Genomic DNA, 18,339 nt, shown 5'->3' on the forward strand with positions numbered 1-18,339 from the left:
CCGATAAGGCGGAACTTTCCGGCAGTTTCTGCCGTTGTTGCGGTTACTGTTTGCCGTGTCCCGTCGGCATTCCCATTAACAACGCGGCGCGTATAACATTCTTGGCTAAAAGGGCAGTCAAAGAATATTGGCTCTCAGAAGAATGGCAAAAATATATGCGTCTTATTGACGATTGTACCGGCTGCGGCCATTGCAAGCAGAATTGTCCTTACGGGCTTGACGTGCCTGCGCTGCTTAAAGCTCAACAGGCGGAGTTTTTTAAATTGGTGGCGGAGAAATAGTTATTTCCAAACTATGTTTATGTTTCTTGAATGTGCCGCGCAATCCGACAAATACAGATTTATCAAATTTTGATACGCTATACCTGTTTCTTCAGCTTTCTTTTTGAAATACCCTATTGTGTCAATATCGAGTCGTATTGAAATTTGTTTCCGTAATTTTTTAAAGTACGGATTTGGCTTTGCATTTGTAAAATCGTATTCCTTTCTCATTTTACTTTACTCCATAATATTTTACTTCTTTCTTGGTTGCCTTTCTTGCGGTTATTATTCTTATTGTTTCATCATTTTCTCTATAACAATGACATACAACCAACAAACGTAACATTTTACTCAAACCTAAAAAAATAAACCTATCTTCATCTTTGGAATGATCTGGATCATTTATCAATTTACCATTAGGGTCATAAAATACAGTTTCTGCTTCTTCAAATGAAACTTTATGTTTCATTATATTATTGCGGTTTTTTTTCTCGTCCCAGATTATCCTCATAATTATATTATAATTATAATATAATTATACTGTCAATAGGATTTTTTGACAAATTGATATATAAGTACGATATTTATTAGTACCGCTTGCCTTTAGTAAATCCCACCGCTGCTACCGCCAGTTATTGAGCCGTTATTACCTCCATCATTCCGAAACTTATTACCGGCATAAGAGCTATAATACTAACCAACTTGAAAAAATTCTTCATTTTGAACAGCCTCATTGTGGGATAAATGCTTGTTTGCAAAAAATATAAATTTACCAGCTACGCCAAAACTGCTTCTTTAGCAGAGGTTTTATTTTTCTGCCGCGTCGCTTTAAGCTCTGCAAGTTCTCTGCTGATTTCTTTCCACTCTTCTTTAGTTCGTTCTCTATTGTCTAAAATGATTTCTCCGTCTTCGAGAGCGTTCTTAATACAGTCAAATTTATCCTGTGTGTCTATAACGATTATAATTCCTCCTGTGTTTCGGGAAAATATTTTTTAAGCAAGAGCATTGCTCTATCTTCAAGAATAGCCATTCTTTTTTCGCCGATGCGTACCGCTCCAAGCGTTTTTTCGTAATGGGGAATAAGGGCGGTTTTCGGCTCGAAAACAACAACCCCGTCAAAACCGTATTCATTGGACAATTTACAGCCGTAAGCGGTCAAGTTACAAGCCACCCCCAGATATTTCTTCCATTTTTAGTTTCCGCCAAATTTTAATTAATTTATTGTTTTCCCATAAATAATGAGAAGCGATATTATTATCACTCAAACGATAAGAGTCGTTAATTATTGATGAAACTTTATTTTTTATATTTTTTATTGCTTCCATATATTCATTTGAATTTGGTAAATTTAATAAAAATGTAGTATGTTCTATTGAAAAAGGATTTATATCTATTCCTATAAATCTTCTATCCAATTTCATGCTTTCATTACAGATGAAGCCAGACCCTAAAAACGGGTCTAAAATAATATCTCCTTCATCTGTATACTTTTGTATAATATTATCTATCCAATAAAAACGTTTTATGGCCATAAGTTAATGTTTGTTCTTCATTTGAATAAGGAATTGTTAAATATAAATCTCCAAAGTTTTCAACATTAGTTACAAAAACATATAACGCATAAGCTGTTATGTCAAAATTGTGTTTTTTCATATCAAGTTGTGTTTTAACATCAATAATTACACCCATTCCATCTAAGTATGCCTGCGTTGATGAAAAATCAATATTATGAAAATATAATTCTCTTTGATTCAATATTTCTATATAAACATTACAATCCATATTAAATACATATTTACCCTCTGTGATTTTAATTTTATTCTGATCTCCAATATCACAGGAGGCAAGATTAACAATTATACTGAAGAAAATAATAAAAACAAAACGTGTAGAATCTTTCATTTCAAATACTCCTTAATATCATTATGTTTTTGATATTTTATTTTTTTCAATAACATATTAATAAAATATTCAAAACACTTTTGGCTAGTATGACACATAACAAAATTTTAATACATGGCATTCAACACTCTTTTCTGCGTAATATTACGCAAACTTACATATTGAAATAATAGTACTACTTATTTTTACATATTGCCAATAAGAAAATATGGTTTTTTAAGTAACTTGTTATTTATGGGTTTTAAGGAAAATTTAAATTCAGAACTAGTAGTCAGTAACATCTAAAACTTTACAACAAAGCATTATTCCCAAATTTTCTCTCGCAAAGACGCAAAGGACGCAAAGTTCCTGTCCGATGACCCATTATTGATCTAAATATATTAGTTTAACTACAAATCGTGGAGGAAAAATGATAATCTCACAAACAACAACCTTTGCGCCTTCGCGCCTTTGCGTGAGGTCTTCTTTGTAAATATTTAGCTGTTACAGACTACTAGCTTATTCCGGTATGATGGTCAAGGAAATTGCTGTCGCTTCAGGGGTAACTGTGGAATATCTCATTACCGGGAATGAACAGCAAAAGCGCGGTTCTTCTCCGCCGCTTCCCGATTCGCGGGTTGTGCTTAAAAATCTGGAAGCGTTAAACAAACGAGACTCAAAAATCGTGCTTAATTTGATAAAATCCCTGAAAGATATGGAAGATTTTGAAAAAAAGACAAAATAACTGGGAAAAAATTAAATCCGGCAATGGCAATTTGTAATATTGACAAAAATGATTAGAATGTATTATAATGTATCAGTAAGTATTAGTAAGATTAGAATGTATTAGAGTGTATTAGAATGTGTAAATAAGTATAAGTAAGTATCAGTATGATTAGAATGTATCAGCAAGCAGGAGAAATATATGACATTAGACATGGAGCTAATCGAAGCCGGTGAAAACCTTAATACGGAGTTCAAACGGGGATATACTGAAGAAATTAAAAAAACAATTATCGCTTTTGCCAACACTGTTGGGTGAACGCTCTTACTCTGTAACAACTCAATATTTACAAAAAGACCTCTCGCAAAGGCGCAGAGGCGCAAAGTTGTTGTTCGCAGGATCATCGTTTTTCCATTAAGATTTGTAGTTAAAATAATATATATTGATCAATAATGAGCTATCGGACAGGAACTTTGCGCCTTCGCGCCTTTGCGAGAGAAAATTTGAGAATAATGTTTTGTAAGGTTTAATTGTTACAGACTACTCTATATGAAGGTAAGGGTATTCGTCCTGAAGATGTCTATGTCCGTCAGGGAACTTCAGAAGAACGGGATTATCCTGAGGATGCTTTAAGGGAAGCTCTGCTTAACGCGTTGGTTCACCGTGATTATGCTTTTTCGAGCAGTACTCTTATTAGCATATTTGACGACCGCATTGAGTTTGTTTCCATTGGCGGTTTGCCGAAGGGCGTTTCACTTGAAGATATAATGCTGGGTGTTTCCATGCTCAGGAATGAGAAGCTTGCCAATGTTTTTTACCGGCTGCGCCTGATAGAAAGTTATGGCATCGGTATTCAAAAAATTATGCATAGTTACGCAGGCTATATAAGAAAACCTGAAATACAATCTACCGCCAATGCGTTTAAAATTACTCTTCCTAACAAAAATGTAAATAATCACAAGATAAAAGAAGTAAAAACTTTACCGGTTTCATTTAACGAAAAAGAAGAAAAAATTATCGCCTTGTTGAACAAGCGGGGTAAAATTGTCAGGAAAAATGTGGAGAGTACTTTATCTATTTCTCAGGCAATGGCGGTGCGGCTTCTGCGGGGATTAATAGATAAGGGAGTTATTAGAGCTATAAACGGAGGGAAAAATACACGATACGAGAAAGTCAAATAGACTGTCATTTTTAAAACTAATCAAATTTTTAAATTGAGCAGTCTAACTCCCTATCACCTAGGCCACAAATTTCCAGCGGTTGCCGCGTCGGATTTACGCCAGAATTGGCTGCGTCCTATGCCAAGTCCTATTTCGCCGCGCATTTCAAGGGTGTCGTTCTGATACTTCTTGCCGTCGGCTTTATGGAATGTGATCCTACAGTTGTAAATATTTCCGTCAGCGGGGTCAATTATTTTGCCGCCTCTCCAGTCGCCTGTATCTTTTTTGGTAAGACCGAAAATCCACGGGGGGCCGGCAACTTCCATTTGGTTTACTTTTCCGGGAAGGGGGAAGTCTTTATAACTTTCCTTGACTTTGCTCGCAATTGTACCTTTTGGGTCCTCTGATAACGATAGAATTCTTCCGTAAAGAACGCCGTTCTGCTGGTAAATTTGCCAGCCGGCGGTTACTTTATTGGTTTTTTCATCAACGCTTATCCAGTATCCTTCGACAGGATCACTTTGGGCAAAGCATACAGCTGCGATTGATAAACCTATAACAAAGGCGATAAATTTTTTCATAGATCATTCTCCTTAATAGCCCTATTATACCCTGTACGTAATACGCTGGCAAGTGTATAATTAGCATATGAAAATAGATAAAAAGACTTTTGGCGTTCTTTCTAACGGGAAAAAGGTTAAATTATGGACTCTTAGCGCTGGCGATTTAAAATTATCGCTGACCAATTTTGGCGCGGCATGGACAAGCCTGCTTGTTCCTTCGCGCGAAGGCGTAAAAGACGACGTATTGTTGGGATATTCAAACCTTGACGGTTATTTGCACAATGAACCATATATCGGAGTTACTGTCGGGCGTTTTGCCAACCGTATTGGCAAAGCCGCTTTTTCTTTAAACGGAAAAACTTACGATCTTCCGGCAAATGACGGCAAAAATTCCCTTCATTCGGGGCCGCGTGGTTTTGACAGGCTTCTTTGGGACTCTGGGGCCTATGAAGAAAATAGAGGCGTCTATGTCCGTTTTGAGGTTGAGAGTCCCGATGGCGATTGCGGTTTTCCGGGAAACTTAAAAGCCGTAGTCACTTACGGGCTTACTGAGTCTAATGAAATAATTTGCGATTATTACGCGAAGACGGATAAACCGTCCCCGGTTAATCTCACTAATCATGCGTATTTTAATTTAGCCGGAGAAGGGAAGGGCAGTATACTTTCTCATAATGTGCTTCTATATTCATCTTCTTATGTTCAAGTTGACAAAAATTGCATCCCTACGGGCAAGCTTCTTCCTGTTGATGAAACTAATTTTGATTTTAAAACGCGGCGAAAAATTTGCTCTGATGTTTCCTTTTTTAAACCATTTAAAGGGTATGATCATTGTTTTACAGTAGATGGAGAGCCGGGCAAACTGCGTCCTTGCGCCGAAGTTTATGAGCCGGTTTCAGGCCGTACAATGAAAGTTTTTACTACCCAGCCTGGCGTTCAATTTTATACTGGGAACCACCTTAAAAAAGTTGAAGGCAAACAAGGCTCTATTTATGTGAAACATTCGGGATTTTGTCTGGAAACGCAGCATTACCCCGACTCTCCGAATCAAAGCAACTTCCCTTCCTGCATCGCCGGACCGGGAAAAGATTATCATGAAAAAGCGGTATTTGCATTTTCATGTAACTAATTCAAATCGGATTTCTTGGACATTTTTTCCCATCTTACTTTAAGCCTGTGAAGGCTCGCGTCCACAGTGCCTTTTGTCGTGCCGATTACTTCCGCAATTTGTTTGTGGGTGGCTTCTTTGCGGATTCTGCTTAAACGCTCGCGCATTCTATCCAGTCTGTCTCTTGCTGATTCAAGCTGGCGAAGAAGTCTTTCATACGCCAATGTATTTTCCCGCATCAGAGAAAGCCTTTTTTCGTAAATTATGCACCTGTAGAACTGGCAAAAAATTCTTTCTTTTAAAAAATAAATATTATCGTCTTTATCCTGCCTAATTCTTCTTATTTTGTTTAACATCTCTATTAATTCTTTAGAGTCAATGCCAATCAATGTGGCTATTTTTTCCGCAAAATCATCTGAAATATAATAATAACATTTTAGAATAAGCGCTAAAAGCCGTCTTGTGCTTTTTCTGCCTTTTATTCCTATAATCATTTTTGTTATTACCTCTTCAGTATGATGAATGGTATAAACGGGAGGTTCTTCCCGCGCGTACATATCCGGAACGCGCGCGCTCCACGCTGAATACTCTACAACCGCTTTAGTTGTCGTGCGTACGTGATATTCTTTTGCGGAAATAAGCATATACCTGTAAAAAAACGCTTCAAATGAGGCTCCTATTTCCTGATAAGAGCCTATTATATTTTTATATCGGGGATAAAACCAGGAAATAAAATCTTCATATTCATCCTGTTTCCAGTGCTTGACGCAGGTTTTTTCCTGATTGTTTATAAGATACTTATAAATAATACCTTCAAATTCTCCGAGTTCAATTTCTCCTGAAAGATATTCGGAATAAATTTTATTTAATGATTCTATTTGCATTGTTTACCTCATTCCAGATATCGGCGCGGCAGGAAGACAGACGTATTATTCAACGAAATGAGTTAATTTTTGTTGATGTTTGTCATATCGAAGTTTTTTTAGTTACTCAGCGAAAGTTTTTTTAAATGAATCTAACATTATTTGTTTTACATATGGAATGTCTCCTTTCATTGTGAGACCTGAGGCGTTCTTGTGACCGCCTCCGCCAAGAGACGCCGCAATCTGTGACACGTCAATTTTATCCAATGATCTTAAACTCACAGTACAATTGTCGGCACACTCCTGGCGAATAATTACAAGCGCTTCCATTCCTTCTACCGCTAAAAGCAATTGATTTAAATTGTCAGAATCCCTTGCCTCAAACCCAAAAGTTTGAAACTCGTTCAAAGTTTCATAACTAAGCAAAAGTTTTCCGTTAAAGTAGGATTCCGCCCTTGATAAAATATTGCCTAATAATTTTCTGGAAGGAAGAGTTTTTCCGCCGTTCAATTTATAATATATTTTTTTAGGGTTTGCGCCACAGGAGACCAATTTTGCCGCGCATTCAAAAACCTGCGCGTTCTTTTCCGTTAAATGCCTAAAAAAACCCGTATCTGTGCACATTCCAAAAAGAAGCAAGGACGCTTCTTCTTCCGTCAATTCAAGCCCAAGCGCGTTTATCAATTTATATATTAATAATGTGCATGAAGGCGCGTTTGGATCGACATATACAGGCTCCTCTATTGTTGACGGCGGATGGGTTACTGCGGCATGATGATCTATTACCGCGCAGAAGAATTTGCTTAAAAGCTCGCTAAAGTCCCCTGTTCTTTCTCTTCCCGTACAGTCGATGATTATCACTTTTGTATTTGTTTTATTCGCTTCAGGCGGGATAGCGACAAATTGATCAGTATATTCTTTTATTTCCGCGCGTTTAAAAGGACCTGCCGAACAAACTATCGCTTCTTTTCCCATTCGCGACAGAGCGCTGCGCAGGGCAAGCTGGCTCCCTACGCAGTCTCCGTCCGGCTCTTTATGACCGACAATGATAAACTTAGAGCAGGTTTTTATAAAATTAACAAGCTCTTCCGGTACTTCAAGAATCTCTAAATTTGAATCCATCAAAATTGAAGATTAAACGTATCTTTGTCCGCAAAAAATTTGCTTACATCGGCGCCTTGCGGAATACTTCCCCATGTCAGATGACTCTTCGCAGGATGGACATACAATCTTACATGGCTGAATTTTCCATCAACGTAGAATACGGTCATTGTTGGCCAATCTGACGCTACCGATAAAGTTACTATTTCCGCTCTGCCCGCCGCGTTTGAAAGCCATTCATTGGGAATGCCTATTACGGCTACTGAGGAAGAAGTACACATGTATTGAACTACATAGCCGTCTTTTGTCGGGTATATTTTTTCAACTGAAACATTGAAGTAATAAAAATTTTCCTCTCTGTTTCTTGTGTTATTGATGGCATAAAAAGGGTCTGCCGCGCGCCTATCAGCTTTATCTTCCTCTTGTTGGGCAAAAGCTGGTGATATTAATGCCAGGAAAATTAATACAATAATGATATTTTTCATTTTTGACCTCCAGAATTAAAATTCTAACATAAATTTACATTAAAATCAAGTGTTTTCCGTACCGCGCCGGGACATGTAAGCATTTGGGTAAAAAGCTCCTCCACCCGTGCGCCTAAGCCAGCTTCATAAAGATTTACTCCAAAATACGCTGAATTTGATAAAATTGGCTCTAATTTACCGTGAAACGGCCCCGTCTGCCCCAAGTTGACGCCGGAAAGATTTACCGCAAGGGTTTTGTAATTGGGATCGGGGCTTACTTCAAACGGTTTGCCCTGATCGTCAATGCCGAGGAGGTAACGCAGCCACCCCGCGAATACAAGCGGGATAAGTTTTAGGCTGTCAAGATTTTTACCGCTTTTAATGTATTCCTTTAGCGTTTCACCAAAGCGGATTGGCATTTTTAAGGACGTGTCCATCGCAATACGCTGGGGCGCGTCCGGCATAAATGGATTTGGAAGGCGCACTTTTATTACCTGATCGATAAAGTCTTTGGGTTTGATGATTCCCGGATCTGTTACGACGGGCAGCCCTTCACGGTAGCCTATGCCTTCGATTAACTTGACTAAACTCGCGTCCTTCATTTCTTCGCTGATTCGCGTGTATCCCAAAAGGCAGCCGAAAATAGCAAGGCCTGTATGCAGAGGGTTAAGGCAGGTGCAGACTTTCATTTTTTCCACCCTGTCAACTGTTTCCCTGTCCGTAAACAGCACGCCCGCTTTTTCAAGAGCCGGCCTGCCGTTGGGGAAGGCGTTTTCTATGACGAGGTATTGGGTTTCTTCGGCGTTCACAAAAGGAGCGACATAGGTGTTCTTTGACGTTACAACCCCCTGCATGTTTTCAAGACCGCAGGAGATAAGCATATCGCGCACGCTGTCATCGGGACGCGGGGTAATTTTATCGATCATCGACCAGGGGAAGGAGACTTTGCTTTTATCGCTGATATAGCCTAAAAAATCCGCGCCGCACACGCCGTTTTCCACCCAGCCTTTCGCGATTGTTTCCATCGCGGCAAAGAGAATGTCTCCGTTATGCGAACAGTTATCCATGCTGACCATCGCCAGCGGCAGCGCTCCGTTTTTAAAACGTTCATGTAATAGGCAGGCGATGCGCCCTAAGTAGCTCTTAGGAGAAGAAGGCCCTTTTTTTAAATCATCCGCCGCGTCCGGAAAGAGCGTTCCATCCCGGCCTTTTAAGCTGTAGCCCTTTTCCGTGATTGTAAAGCTCGCCATTTGCAACGAGGGAGAGGCAAAAATTTTTTTAAGCGTATCAAGTTCATTGTCCATCCGCAGAGAAGACGCTACGGAGGCGATTACCTGTTTATCGGTACTTCCGTCCGATTTAAGCGTTACAACTATTGTCAAGTTATCAAACGCGGTAAAACTTTTATCGATTATTTCCCCGTCGTATCCTTCGGCGACAACAATGCCTGTAGTCTCAACTCCTTTATCAAGCAGCTGTTGCATCATAGCCGCCGGAAAAGCGCGAAAAATATTTCCCGCCCCGAAATGCACCCACTTCGGCGCCGCTTTTGTAGTGGCGATCATTTTTTCCCGGTTAAAACGCGGCAGGGCGATGCCCGCCTTTTCCCAAAAGTCGCTGTTATTTAATGATTCGTTATTTAATTTCATAGTATGGATATGGTAATCTCTTTTTTAATTTTTATCCAGTAGGGGTTAATCCCGAAGTTAATACCGAAGAGTTCACACAAAGAGCACTAAGGAAGAGAAGATCACAAAGAAGAGGGAAAAGGGGGTTGTTGTCTGAAAGCTATGCGTGAGCTTAAAGATAAGATAACGAACAAAAACCTTTTATTCCCCCTTCGTGATCTTTGTGTGAAATTTATGGTAAAATGTAATTATGGAAAAAAACAATCAAATACAAGTTATTTTTGGAGACATTACCCGGCAAGCGGTTGACGCTATTGTCAATGCCGCTAATGAATCATTACTTGGCGGAGGGGGCGTGGACGGCGCGATCCATTTTGCGGCAGGCAGAGAATTGGAATTGGCTTGCCGAAAAATACATGAGGAAAAAGGCGGATGTAAAACAGGCGACGCTGTGATTACAACCGGTGGTAATTTACCAGCAAAGTTTGTTATTCATACGGTTGGCCCTGTTTGGCATGGCGGAAAACAACACGAGGCTGAATTGTTATCTAGCGCGTATTTGAGTTCTTTGCGGTTGGCAGCCGAGAATGGGATTAAGACTGTCGCCTTCCCGAATATTAGCACGGGAATATTCGGGTTCCCAAAAGAACAAGCTGCTAAAATCGCTTTTTCCACTGTTGCGGATTTTTTTAACAATAACAAAACATCTGTTGAGAGTGTTATTTTTGTTTGTTTTGATCGGGAGAATTTTGAGATTTATAAGAAGATTGGTTTGAATGGATGAGAATTTCTGCTGTTGAATTTATCCCAAAGATTTCACACGAAGAGCGCGAAGGAAGAGAAGATCACAAAGAAGAAGGGAGAGGGGGTACGATAATATACGTTTTCAATCACCAATAATAACAGTAGAGGTAGGTCCGTTCCATATAATATTCCAACGTGACATTATATCCCTTCCAATAAGAACGCCCATATTTTTTGATTTAGGAAGTTTCATGTTATTAGCAATATCAAAACCAAGTCTGCATGAACCTACACGCAGATTATAAAACGGCGATAACTTTGTAGCGGGGAAACTAATGTCAATGGCGAAGTTTGGCATAACTTGCGGACCTGAAGCAGTACGGTTTTCCGATTTTCCTACACTAAGAAGATTTAAGTGTTTTGCAAGTTCTATATCTATTGATGTGGAACTCGCACCTGTATCAAAATGGGCCATTACCACGATTGAAGAAAGAGGCATATTCAAAGGCGGGGATTTGAATATGCTTGCTGTAGAAATTTCAACCACTATATTAAATCCTGATTGGAGCAATGAAAATGGAGAAAATTCCACTGCAAAACGCATATCTGCTGGCGGTTGAGGATTAACCTTTAAGTCAAATGTATGTTCGTTATATATTGCCATATTTTTATGCTAAAGCTAGAGCAGGTGAAAGAAAATTAACCGTTTCATTTTCCGGTAAGATCTGCTGAATAATATATTCTCCGGCTTTGAAGTCTCTTGCCGCAATGCTTAAGGCAGCTTCAAATGTGTCATAAAAGCCTTTTATTTCTTTCCCTGAAATTATGATAAATTTTAGCCTGTAAAATGAGTCGTTAGCCCATTTTTCAAGGTTTTCATTGAAAAAGTCTATATCTTGTTTCTGCTTTTCTGTCCAAAAGTCACCCATATTTAACTCCTTCAATTATTATAGATAAATATAACCTATTTTTCTTCAATTTTCAACCCTCTTTTTTAAGTAAAATATACGCCAATATTATGTAATAAAAATGCTATTGCTATTATGAGAATTTCTGCTATTGAACTATCCCAAAGATTTCACACTAAGAACACGAAGGTACAAAGATCACAAAGGGGGAGAGGGGGTTTTTGTCCGAAGGCTATGCAATGCTATATTTCGATTCAAGTCCGTCTGTTTTTAATACTAACGAGCATGCAGATCGCCACTGGTGCCAGCTTCATCTGCAACAGCGGTTTCTATCGTTTTTTTCGCATTTTCATCGCTTATTATATGCTTGAAATATTCTTTACGGCTTTCATAGAAATCTTTTGCTGTTTTAATCCATGATTGTAAATCTGGCATTTTTTCTATATCACAATGTTTTTCACACAAGAAAAACATTTTACCATCATAAATATAATTTGAAAGATAACCCCAAAACATATTAGGCGCCTTTTTTTCTTGGTTAATAAAGTGGTAATTTAAAAACCCGGCGTTTACTCCATCAAGTTTATCAGATATATATGTACAATATAGTATATGTTTATTAAAATCAAATGATGTGCCAGTTGAATTAAAAAGACTGCGGTATATTGGATTGCCGTTATTATATTTAAATGTTTGTCCGTATACAGAAACTTCATCTGATGTTTGCTCTATTTGTTGTATCGTAAGCGCTACTCCTTTTTTATTAATAAAAAAACCAATCCATACGCCTTCTATATAATTAGTACCAAAAAATATTCTTTTAATAAATTTGTGTTTATTAATAAGCCAATTTAATACTGGAACTATTATTGAGAAAAAACCAAATGAAAAAACAGTACTAATAATAATCTTTAAAGGTAATTGAAAAATATTATTATTAAAGATTGTTACTGGATTTATTAAATACCATATCCCATAAGAAACAAGAGCTGTCAGAAAAATTGACCAATTATTTATTTTTTTATAAATCATAATAATTCTCCATATTTAATTTATTTTCTAAATGCCTCAAGGCATAAAAAGCGCAATGCCGCTCTTCTGCGACACTGCGCTTCCCTCTCACCTAAATCTTCGTCCATGTATAACTATCACTCGCCCTCGTATACGTCCCCGGCGTTCCGTTGGTATTCGTTGCATAGTACTTATCTCCCAAGTCGCCGGAAAATGGTCCTGTAAAATCCCAATTAACATGATCACCAAAATTCGACGAAGCAATCGTTCCTTGAAATGTAACGCTCGTCAGGCCGCTACAACCGTAAAACGCATAACCGCCGATGCTCGTCACGCCGTTGGGTATCGTTACGCTCGTCAGTCCGCTGCAACCTTGGAACGCAGAACCGCCGATGCGCGTCACACCGTTTCCTATCGTTACGCTCGTCAGGCCGCTGCAACCTCTGAACGCAGCATCGCTGATGCTCGTCACGCCGTTAGGTATCGTGAGCGAACCAGTTAAGCCGCTGCAACCAGAGAACGCAGAATCGCCGATGCTTGTCACGCCATTGGGTATCGTGAGCGCACCAGACAGTCCGCTGCAACCTTGGAACGCAGAACCGCCGATGCTTGTCACGCCATTGGGTATCGTGAGCGCACCAGACAGTCCGCTGCAACCTTGGAACGCAGAACCGCCGATGCTCGTCACGCCGTTTCCTATCATTACGCTCGTCAGGCCGCTGCAACCGTAGAACGCATAACCGTCGATGCTCGTCACGCCATTGGGTATCGTGAGCGCACCAGTCAGGCCGGTGCAGCCGGAGAACGCAGAACCGCCGATGCTCGTCACGCCGTTCCCTATTGTTACGCTCGTCAGGCCGCTGCAGCCGGAGAACGCATAATTGCCGATGCTCGTCACGCTGTTGGGTATCGTTACGCTCGTTAGGCCGGTACAATTGTAGAACGCATAATAGCCGATGCTTTGGCATACGCTTCCCGCCGCGAAATTGACGGCGGTTATTTTCGGGCTGCTACTATCGTAATAAGGATAGAACAGATATGCAGGTATTTTTGTTACGTTGGCTCCGATATTTACCGTTATACCACCAGCATTTTGTCCTGCGCCTCCAAATACGCCAGAATATTGATTTAAATCGTCCATGACTATTGCGTTAAAATTTACGCTCGTCAAGCCGGTACAATCGGAGAACGCAGAATCGCCGATGCTCGTCACGCCGTTTCCTATCGTTACGCTCGTCATGCTGGTGCAGCCTGAGAACGCATAATAGCCGATGCTCGTCACACCGTTCCCTATTATTGTACTCGTCAAGCCAGTGCAGCCATAGAACGCATAATTGCCGATACTCATCATGCTGTTAGGTATCGTTACGCTCGTCAGGGCGGTGCAACCGGAGAATGCAGAATCACCGATGCTTTGGCATACGCTTCCAGCCACGAAATTGATAACGGTTATTTTTGTGTTACTACTAATGAACAGATACACCGGTATTCTTGTTACATTAGCTCCGATATTTACCGTTATACCACCAGCATTTTGTCCGGCATTTTTAAATATTATGTAATTGTTTATATCAGCCATGACTGTCGCGTTAAAATTTATGCTCGTCAGGCCGGTACATTCGGAGAACGCATTATAGCCGATGCTCGTCACGCCGTTTCCTATCGTTACGCTCGTCATGCCGCTGCAACCGGAGAACGCATAACCGTCGATGCTCGTCACGTTGTTAGGTATCGTTACACCCGTCAGGCCGCTGCAATTGTAGAACGCTTCCCTGCCGATGCTCGTCACGCCGTTCCCTATTGTTACGCTCGTTAGGCCGGTGCAGCCGCTGAACGCATAATCGCCGATGCTCGTCACGTTGTTAGGTATCGTTACGCCAGTCAGGCCAGTGCAACCGTAGAACGCAGAATCGCCGATGCTCGTCACGTTGTTAGGTATCGTTACGCCAGTCAGGCCAGTGCAACCGTAGAACGCAGCACCGCCGATGCTCGTCACGCTGTTAGGTATCGTTACGCTCGTCAGGCCGCTGCAATTAATGAACGCTCTAGCAGAGATATTGTTTGTTATGTTTGTTATAACTACCGTTTTAAGCGACGTAGGAATGTAATAATAATAGTGACTATTACTGCTAGCGCTATATTGATATGTCGCTCCGGTTGGCGACGAAGTACTAGTATACCCGAATATATATCCGAATACCGTTTCGTATGTCGTCGCATTTATACTTTTTCCGATAAACGGTAATGTAATGCTTTCCAAACTCGTGCAATTACGGAACGCAGAATCCCCGATACTCGTCACACTGTCGGGTATGATTACGCTCGGCAGGCTGGTACAGCCAGAGAATGCACTCTGGCCGATACTCGTCACACCGTTCTCTATTGTTACGTTCGTCAGGGCGGTACAGCCGGAAAACGCGCTATTACCGATACTCAACACGCTATCCGGTATGCTGATACTCGGCAGACTGGTACATCCAGAAAACGCGCTATTACCGATACTCGTCACGCTGCTAGGTATAGTTATACTCGGCAAGCCGGTACAGCCGGAGAACGCGCTTTGTCCAATACTCAATACGCTGCTGGGTATGGTGACGCTCGTCAGGTTTGTACAACCGGAGAACGCGCTTGCGGGGACGCTGTTTCCGCCTGTTATAATGACGGTTTTCAGCGATGCCGGAATAAACGAATTTTGACCGCTCGCGCTTGCTGTGCCGAAAAGATAACCAAGAGGATAAGTGCCGTTTAATGTTGAACCAAAAAACGGTATGGAAATACTCGTTAAACTGGTACAGCCGGTAAAAGCGTTAGTGCCGATACTCGTTACGCTGCTTGGTATGGTAACGCTTGTTAAACCGGTGCAGTTGGAAAACGCGTATGAGCCGATACTCGTTATTCTGTCCGGTATTCTGACGCTCGTCATATTTGTATAGGAAGAAAAAGCATTATTCTCTATTGTGGTTACTGGCTTTCCTTCATGCAATGCCGGTATTACCACATTGGCTGCGGTTGCCGTGCCTCGTGAAACCGAATAGGAATTGTCATTCAATGTGAAGGCCAATCCCGGCGTTGGCGGAACTTCAGCGATAACGGTAATCGTAGGAGGGCTTGTAACGCTGCCCGAATAGCCAGAGCGGGTTACGGTTACTGTAATAGTTGAACCTATATCGGCTGTTTGCACTTCATAAGAATTGCTGTTTGTGCCGATGTTTGTACTGCCGCGCTTCCATTGGTAGGAAATTGTTCCACTGCCTTTAAGTGAGTCGGTATTTGCCGTTAAGATTTGCCCCGCTTCGGCATAGCCGGTTATGATTACCGTGCCTGTGAGCGCGGTAACAAGTTGAGCGCCTGTTGCCGGAAATGCCGCGGTAACAACGCCTGAGTTGGCGTTATTGCTTATCGATGTTGTCCCCGCAACCGTAAAAAAGTTAGCTCTTACCCCTTGCAAGGTGAAGCCTGTTTTTGCGGTCAGAGTAATTGTCGCTGTATATTGCGTATTGGCGGCAAAGGCGGACGGGCTGCCGTTCCATGTCACCGCCCCGCTGTACTGTGAGTTTTCAGTAATGGTTCTAACCGGAACTTCTCCGGTTACTGGAATAGTAACGCCGTCAATGGCCGCTATGGTTATAACATCAGGATTACTTGCGGTCCCGCCTGTTGCCGGAAATACGGCTGTAATAACGCCTGAGTTGGCGGCATTGCTTACAGATGTTGCTCCCGTTACCCTGAAAAAGTTAGCGGCTACCCCTTGCAAGGTGTAGCCTGTTTTCGCGGTTAGCATAATAGTTGCCGTATATTGCGTTTCTGCGGCAAAGGCTGACGGAGTGTTCCAAGTAACCACCCCGCTGTACTGCGCGTTTTCAGTAATTGTTCTAACCGGTGTTGCTCCGGTTACCGGAATAGTAACGCCCTGTATGGTGGCTATATTGACAATACTGTCTTTAGGCTTCGGCGTTTCCTGCACTGGCTCATCACAAGTTGTTAGCGCAAAACCAAACATTGCTATAAATACAGCAATACACAAACCTTTAATCGTAATTTTCATAAAAACACCCCTTTTTTATAGGTTAAATATACCTATATAGGTGTAATAATACACCTATATTTATATTTTGTCTATATAAAAAGGTGTAAATAATCACAAAATAAGGTTGATAGAGAAAAAATGAAAGATAAGGCGAAGATAGCTGCCCAAATAAAACATTTAGCGGTACGAATAAGAGAAGAACGGGAAAAATTTAGAATTTCACAGATGGAATTATCATTTGAGGCAGGACTATCTCAAAATCAAGTTAATTACATAGAAACAGGAAAAAGAATCCCAAATCTATACACGGTTTTAAGCATTTGCAACGCCCTTAGCATTAGCCCAGCAGTGCTTTTTGAACCGGAAAACGAAGAGCGAAAAGAAGCGCGAGAAACAATTATTCAACTTGTATCAAGATTTATGTAAACACGAACCATGCCCGAAGACCAAAAACTAACGCTCGACTTTGTAAAAGTGTTAAAAAAAAATAGGGATGAGAAGGAGAATTAATTGTCTTTTAAATTTATAATGCCACAATTCCTTTTAATCAAATGTACGCCATTTATAAAAGCCATATTTTTTAAGAAGACAAGGTTCTTCGTTCTTTCTACACTTGCTGAATATATAGGAATTGGAAAGCAGTAATTCCAATGATGATCTGTTCAGTTTATTATTGTGAAGGCGGGATAAAAATATTTCGAATATATTCTCGTTTTGGTCTATGTTGATTGTCAGGAAACAGTCGCCATGTACCAAACCTGCTTTTTTATTTTTACATTTGTTTTTTTGGGGGCAATTTTCAATTTGAAAAACACAGGAAGCCAAAACCATTTGTATTAAACTGTAAGTAATTATTTCATTAAAGAATTTGATTATGAACTTATGTTTTTCAGGAATTTCTATGTCCTGAGCATCAGTGCCTTTTACTAAACTGAATGGTTTGTATACTCCAAACCAATAAAAAAAATAAGCTACACGACGGTGTATGTTGGGATCATCGGAATTCATTTTAAGACCGAATTTTTTCATGTTGTCGCTTATGTCACTATTGTTAGGGAGTTTTTTCAATACAGCCTTAAGCCGCCGTGGTCCAAAAACATCCCTTGTAAATTTATGAAAAACTTGCACCAGCTCATAATAATTAATCTGCATATCATATTGGGCAAGGAATGGTCTTTTTTGAGAAAGAATCAACATAAGATGATCAAAGTGAGGATACAAATCATCAATAATCTTATTAAGGTCATTTTCAATCAATTCGTTATTTGGTCTCAGTTCATATTCGCCTGCGTTGTTTTTGTAAAAAATATCAGTCAGTATCAATTTGCTCAAATCCATTATAACGTCTCCTTTCTGTACAAAATACCCCCTGTTATCAGGGGGATAAACATGAAAATACATTCCTACCGGATTAGTCTGTCAACAATAACAACCCATCACATAAATGATAGGTGATACTACCTTTATTCCTTTTTCAAAAAACTAGTCCCAATCTCACTGTATTCCTGAATACTACGTTCAAAACCGACCAAGAGAATTGAATCAGCAGACGGGTTATGTGTGCGGTCATCAAGGATAATTTCTTTGCCGCCGTTAAGGTTAACATTCCGCCTATTGACATTTGGTTTTCTGAGTGTGCAAGCCTCTACGGGCTTTATTGCTTCTCCAGCCATAGTAATCCCCCTGATCGCTAATGCTTAAAACATAAGCGCTCTACTTTAAGTATAACGAGATTTTGTCTTCTGTCACTTATAGAAGAACAAGATAGCGATATACCCCTCCCAATATTTAGTACATTATTATCAAATAATACAATACTCAAAAAAAAGTCAATAGGAATTTTTTTTAGTTCTATTGTTCCGTCAATTTCCATTACTTTTTTAATGTTGCTTCCATTTTG

23 protein-coding genes are annotated in these 18,339 nt (G+C 40.3%); 7 read left to right on the plus strand and 16 right to left on the minus strand.

Going from position 1 to position 18,339, the window contains the following annotated elements; all coding sequences use genetic code 11:
* A partial coding sequence (locus ACYVRA_RS09540) for a 4Fe-4S dicluster domain-containing protein (protein ID WP_461252462.1) occupies positions 1–281 on the plus strand: 281 nt, incomplete at its 5' end.
* Here the strand turns inward: ACYVRA_RS09540 and ACYVRA_RS09545 are convergent.
* The 5 genes from ACYVRA_RS09545 to ACYVRA_RS09565 all read right to left on the minus strand — a co-directional run bounded on the left by ACYVRA_RS09545 (position 282) and on the right by ACYVRA_RS09565 (position 2,162).
* Positions 282–491, minus strand: a complete 210-nt coding sequence (locus ACYVRA_RS09545; protein WP_461252463.1) for a CopG family antitoxin — start codon at positions 489–491, stop codon at positions 282–284.
* Position 492: 1 nt separating this feature from the next.
* Positions 493–771, minus strand: coding sequence for a BrnT family toxin (locus tag ACYVRA_RS09550; RefSeq protein ID WP_461252464.1), 279 nt, complete (start codon positions 769–771; stop codon positions 493–495).
* A 447-nt stretch (positions 772–1,218) separates the two neighbouring features.
* Positions 1,219–1,431: a hypothetical protein gene (locus tag ACYVRA_RS09555; RefSeq protein ID WP_461252465.1), complete on the minus strand. Its 213-nt coding sequence runs from the start codon at positions 1,429–1,431 to the stop codon at positions 1,219–1,221.
* Positions 1,421–1,792, minus strand: a complete 372-nt coding sequence (locus ACYVRA_RS09560; RefSeq protein WP_461252466.1) for a DNA methyltransferase — start codon at positions 1,790–1,792, stop codon at positions 1,421–1,423. Before ACYVRA_RS09560 ends, ACYVRA_RS09555 begins: the two co-directional genes overlap by 11 nt.
* On the minus strand, positions 1,761–2,162 hold the full coding sequence (locus tag ACYVRA_RS09565; RefSeq protein ID WP_461252467.1) for a hypothetical protein: 402 nt from the start codon (positions 2,160–2,162) through the stop codon (positions 1,761–1,763). The genes ACYVRA_RS09560 and ACYVRA_RS09565 overlap by 32 nt, the downstream gene beginning before the upstream one ends.
* A gap of 508 nt (positions 2,163–2,670) precedes the next feature.
* On the opposite strand from ACYVRA_RS09565, the gene ACYVRA_RS09570 reads away from it, so the two are divergent.
* The 3 genes from ACYVRA_RS09570 (at position 2,671) to ACYVRA_RS09580 (ending at position 4,046) form a co-directional block, all read left to right on the plus strand.
* The gene (locus ACYVRA_RS09570; RefSeq protein ID WP_461252468.1) at positions 2,671–2,886 is read left to right on the plus strand and encodes a hypothetical protein; all 216 of its coding nucleotides are present in this window, start codon (positions 2,671–2,673) and stop codon (positions 2,884–2,886) included.
* Positions 2,887–3,066: 180 nt separating this feature from the next.
* Entirely contained in the window at positions 3,067–3,183 is a 117-nt protein-coding gene (locus tag ACYVRA_RS09575) for an AlbA family DNA-binding domain-containing protein (protein ID WP_461252469.1), read from the plus strand.
* A 212-nt stretch (positions 3,184–3,395) separates the two neighbouring features.
* A complete protein-coding gene (locus tag ACYVRA_RS09580; RefSeq protein WP_461252470.1) occupies positions 3,396–4,046 on the plus strand; it encodes an ATP-binding protein in 651 nt (216 codons plus the stop codon).
* A 53-nt stretch (positions 4,047–4,099) separates the two neighbouring features.
* Here ACYVRA_RS09580 and ACYVRA_RS09585 read toward each other — a convergent pair whose 3' ends face one another.
* A complete protein-coding gene (locus ACYVRA_RS09585; RefSeq protein ID WP_461252471.1) occupies positions 4,100–4,606 on the minus strand; it encodes a DUF2147 domain-containing protein in 507 nt (168 codons plus the stop codon).
* Positions 4,607–4,673: 67 nt separating this feature from the next.
* Here ACYVRA_RS09585 and ACYVRA_RS09590 point away from each other — a divergent pair, with 67 nt between their 5' ends.
* Positions 4,674–5,714 (plus strand): aldose epimerase family protein, encoded by a 1,041-nt coding sequence (locus tag ACYVRA_RS09590; protein WP_461252472.1) that lies wholly within the window; start codon positions 4,674–4,676, stop codon positions 5,712–5,714.
* On the opposite strand, the gene ACYVRA_RS09595 is transcribed toward ACYVRA_RS09590, so the two are convergent.
* The 4 genes from ACYVRA_RS09595 to ACYVRA_RS09610 form a co-directional block, all read right to left on the minus strand.
* Positions 5,711–6,577, minus strand: coding sequence for a hypothetical protein (locus ACYVRA_RS09595; RefSeq protein WP_461252473.1), 867 nt, complete (start codon positions 6,575–6,577; stop codon positions 5,711–5,713). The genes ACYVRA_RS09590 and ACYVRA_RS09595 overlap by 4 nt on opposite strands.
* A 102-nt stretch (positions 6,578–6,679) precedes the next feature.
* Positions 6,680–7,678, minus strand: coding sequence for a DHH family phosphoesterase (locus ACYVRA_RS09600; protein ID WP_461252474.1), 999 nt, complete (start codon positions 7,676–7,678; stop codon positions 6,680–6,682).
* Positions 7,678–8,142 (minus strand): hypothetical protein, encoded by a 465-nt coding sequence (locus tag ACYVRA_RS09605; protein WP_461252475.1) that lies wholly within the window; start codon positions 8,140–8,142, stop codon positions 7,678–7,680. The genes ACYVRA_RS09600 and ACYVRA_RS09605 overlap by 1 nt, the downstream gene beginning before the upstream one ends.
* Before the next feature lie 23 nt (positions 8,143–8,165).
* Positions 8,166–9,770: a mannitol dehydrogenase family protein gene (locus tag ACYVRA_RS09610; protein WP_461252476.1), complete on the minus strand. Its 1,605-nt coding sequence runs from the start codon at positions 9,768–9,770 to the stop codon at positions 8,166–8,168.
* Between the two features lie 229 nt (positions 9,771–9,999).
* On the opposite strand from ACYVRA_RS09610, the gene ACYVRA_RS09615 reads away from it, so the two are divergent.
* Positions 10,000–10,533 (plus strand): O-acetyl-ADP-ribose deacetylase, encoded by a 534-nt coding sequence (locus ACYVRA_RS09615; protein WP_461252477.1) that lies wholly within the window; start codon positions 10,000–10,002, stop codon positions 10,531–10,533.
* Between the two features lie 102 nt (positions 10,534–10,635).
* On the opposite strand, the gene ACYVRA_RS09620 is transcribed toward ACYVRA_RS09615, so the two are convergent.
* The 4 genes from ACYVRA_RS09620 to ACYVRA_RS09635 form a co-directional block, all read right to left on the minus strand.
* Complete coding sequence (locus ACYVRA_RS09620; RefSeq protein WP_461252478.1) at positions 10,636–11,157, minus strand: hypothetical protein; 522 nt, start codon at positions 11,155–11,157, stop codon at positions 10,636–10,638.
* A 4-nt stretch (positions 11,158–11,161) separates the two neighbouring features.
* Complete coding sequence (locus tag ACYVRA_RS09625) at positions 11,162–11,422, minus strand: hypothetical protein (RefSeq protein ID WP_461252479.1); 261 nt, start codon at positions 11,420–11,422, stop codon at positions 11,162–11,164.
* A gap of 255 nt (positions 11,423–11,677) precedes the next feature.
* Positions 11,678–12,433: a hypothetical protein gene (locus ACYVRA_RS09630; protein ID WP_461252480.1), complete on the minus strand. Its 756-nt coding sequence runs from the start codon at positions 12,431–12,433 to the stop codon at positions 11,678–11,680.
* Positions 12,434–12,524: 91 nt separating this feature from the next.
* A complete protein-coding gene (locus tag ACYVRA_RS09635) occupies positions 12,525–16,457 on the minus strand; it encodes a leucine-rich repeat protein (protein ID WP_461252481.1) in 3,933 nt (1,310 codons plus the stop codon).
* A 120-nt stretch (positions 16,458–16,577) separates the two neighbouring features.
* On the opposite strand from ACYVRA_RS09635, the gene ACYVRA_RS09640 reads away from it, so the two are divergent.
* Positions 16,578–16,865 (plus strand): helix-turn-helix domain-containing protein, encoded by a 288-nt coding sequence (locus ACYVRA_RS09640; protein ID WP_461252482.1) that lies wholly within the window; start codon positions 16,578–16,580, stop codon positions 16,863–16,865.
* A gap of 117 nt (positions 16,866–16,982) precedes the next feature.
* Here ACYVRA_RS09640 and ACYVRA_RS09645 read toward each other — a convergent pair whose 3' ends face one another.
* Both ACYVRA_RS09645 and ACYVRA_RS09650 read right to left on the minus strand, forming a co-directional pair.
* The gene (locus ACYVRA_RS09645) at positions 16,983–17,777 is read right to left on the minus strand and encodes a hypothetical protein (protein ID WP_461252483.1); all 795 of its coding nucleotides are present in this window, start codon (positions 17,775–17,777) and stop codon (positions 16,983–16,985) included.
* Positions 17,778–17,902: 125 nt separating this feature from the next.
* A complete protein-coding gene (locus tag ACYVRA_RS09650; protein WP_461252484.1) occupies positions 17,903–18,112 on the minus strand; it encodes a hypothetical protein in 210 nt (69 codons plus the stop codon).
* Positions 18,113–18,339: the final 227 nt, after the last annotated feature.

This window comes from Treponema sp. R8-4-B8 (assembly GCF_054786175.1).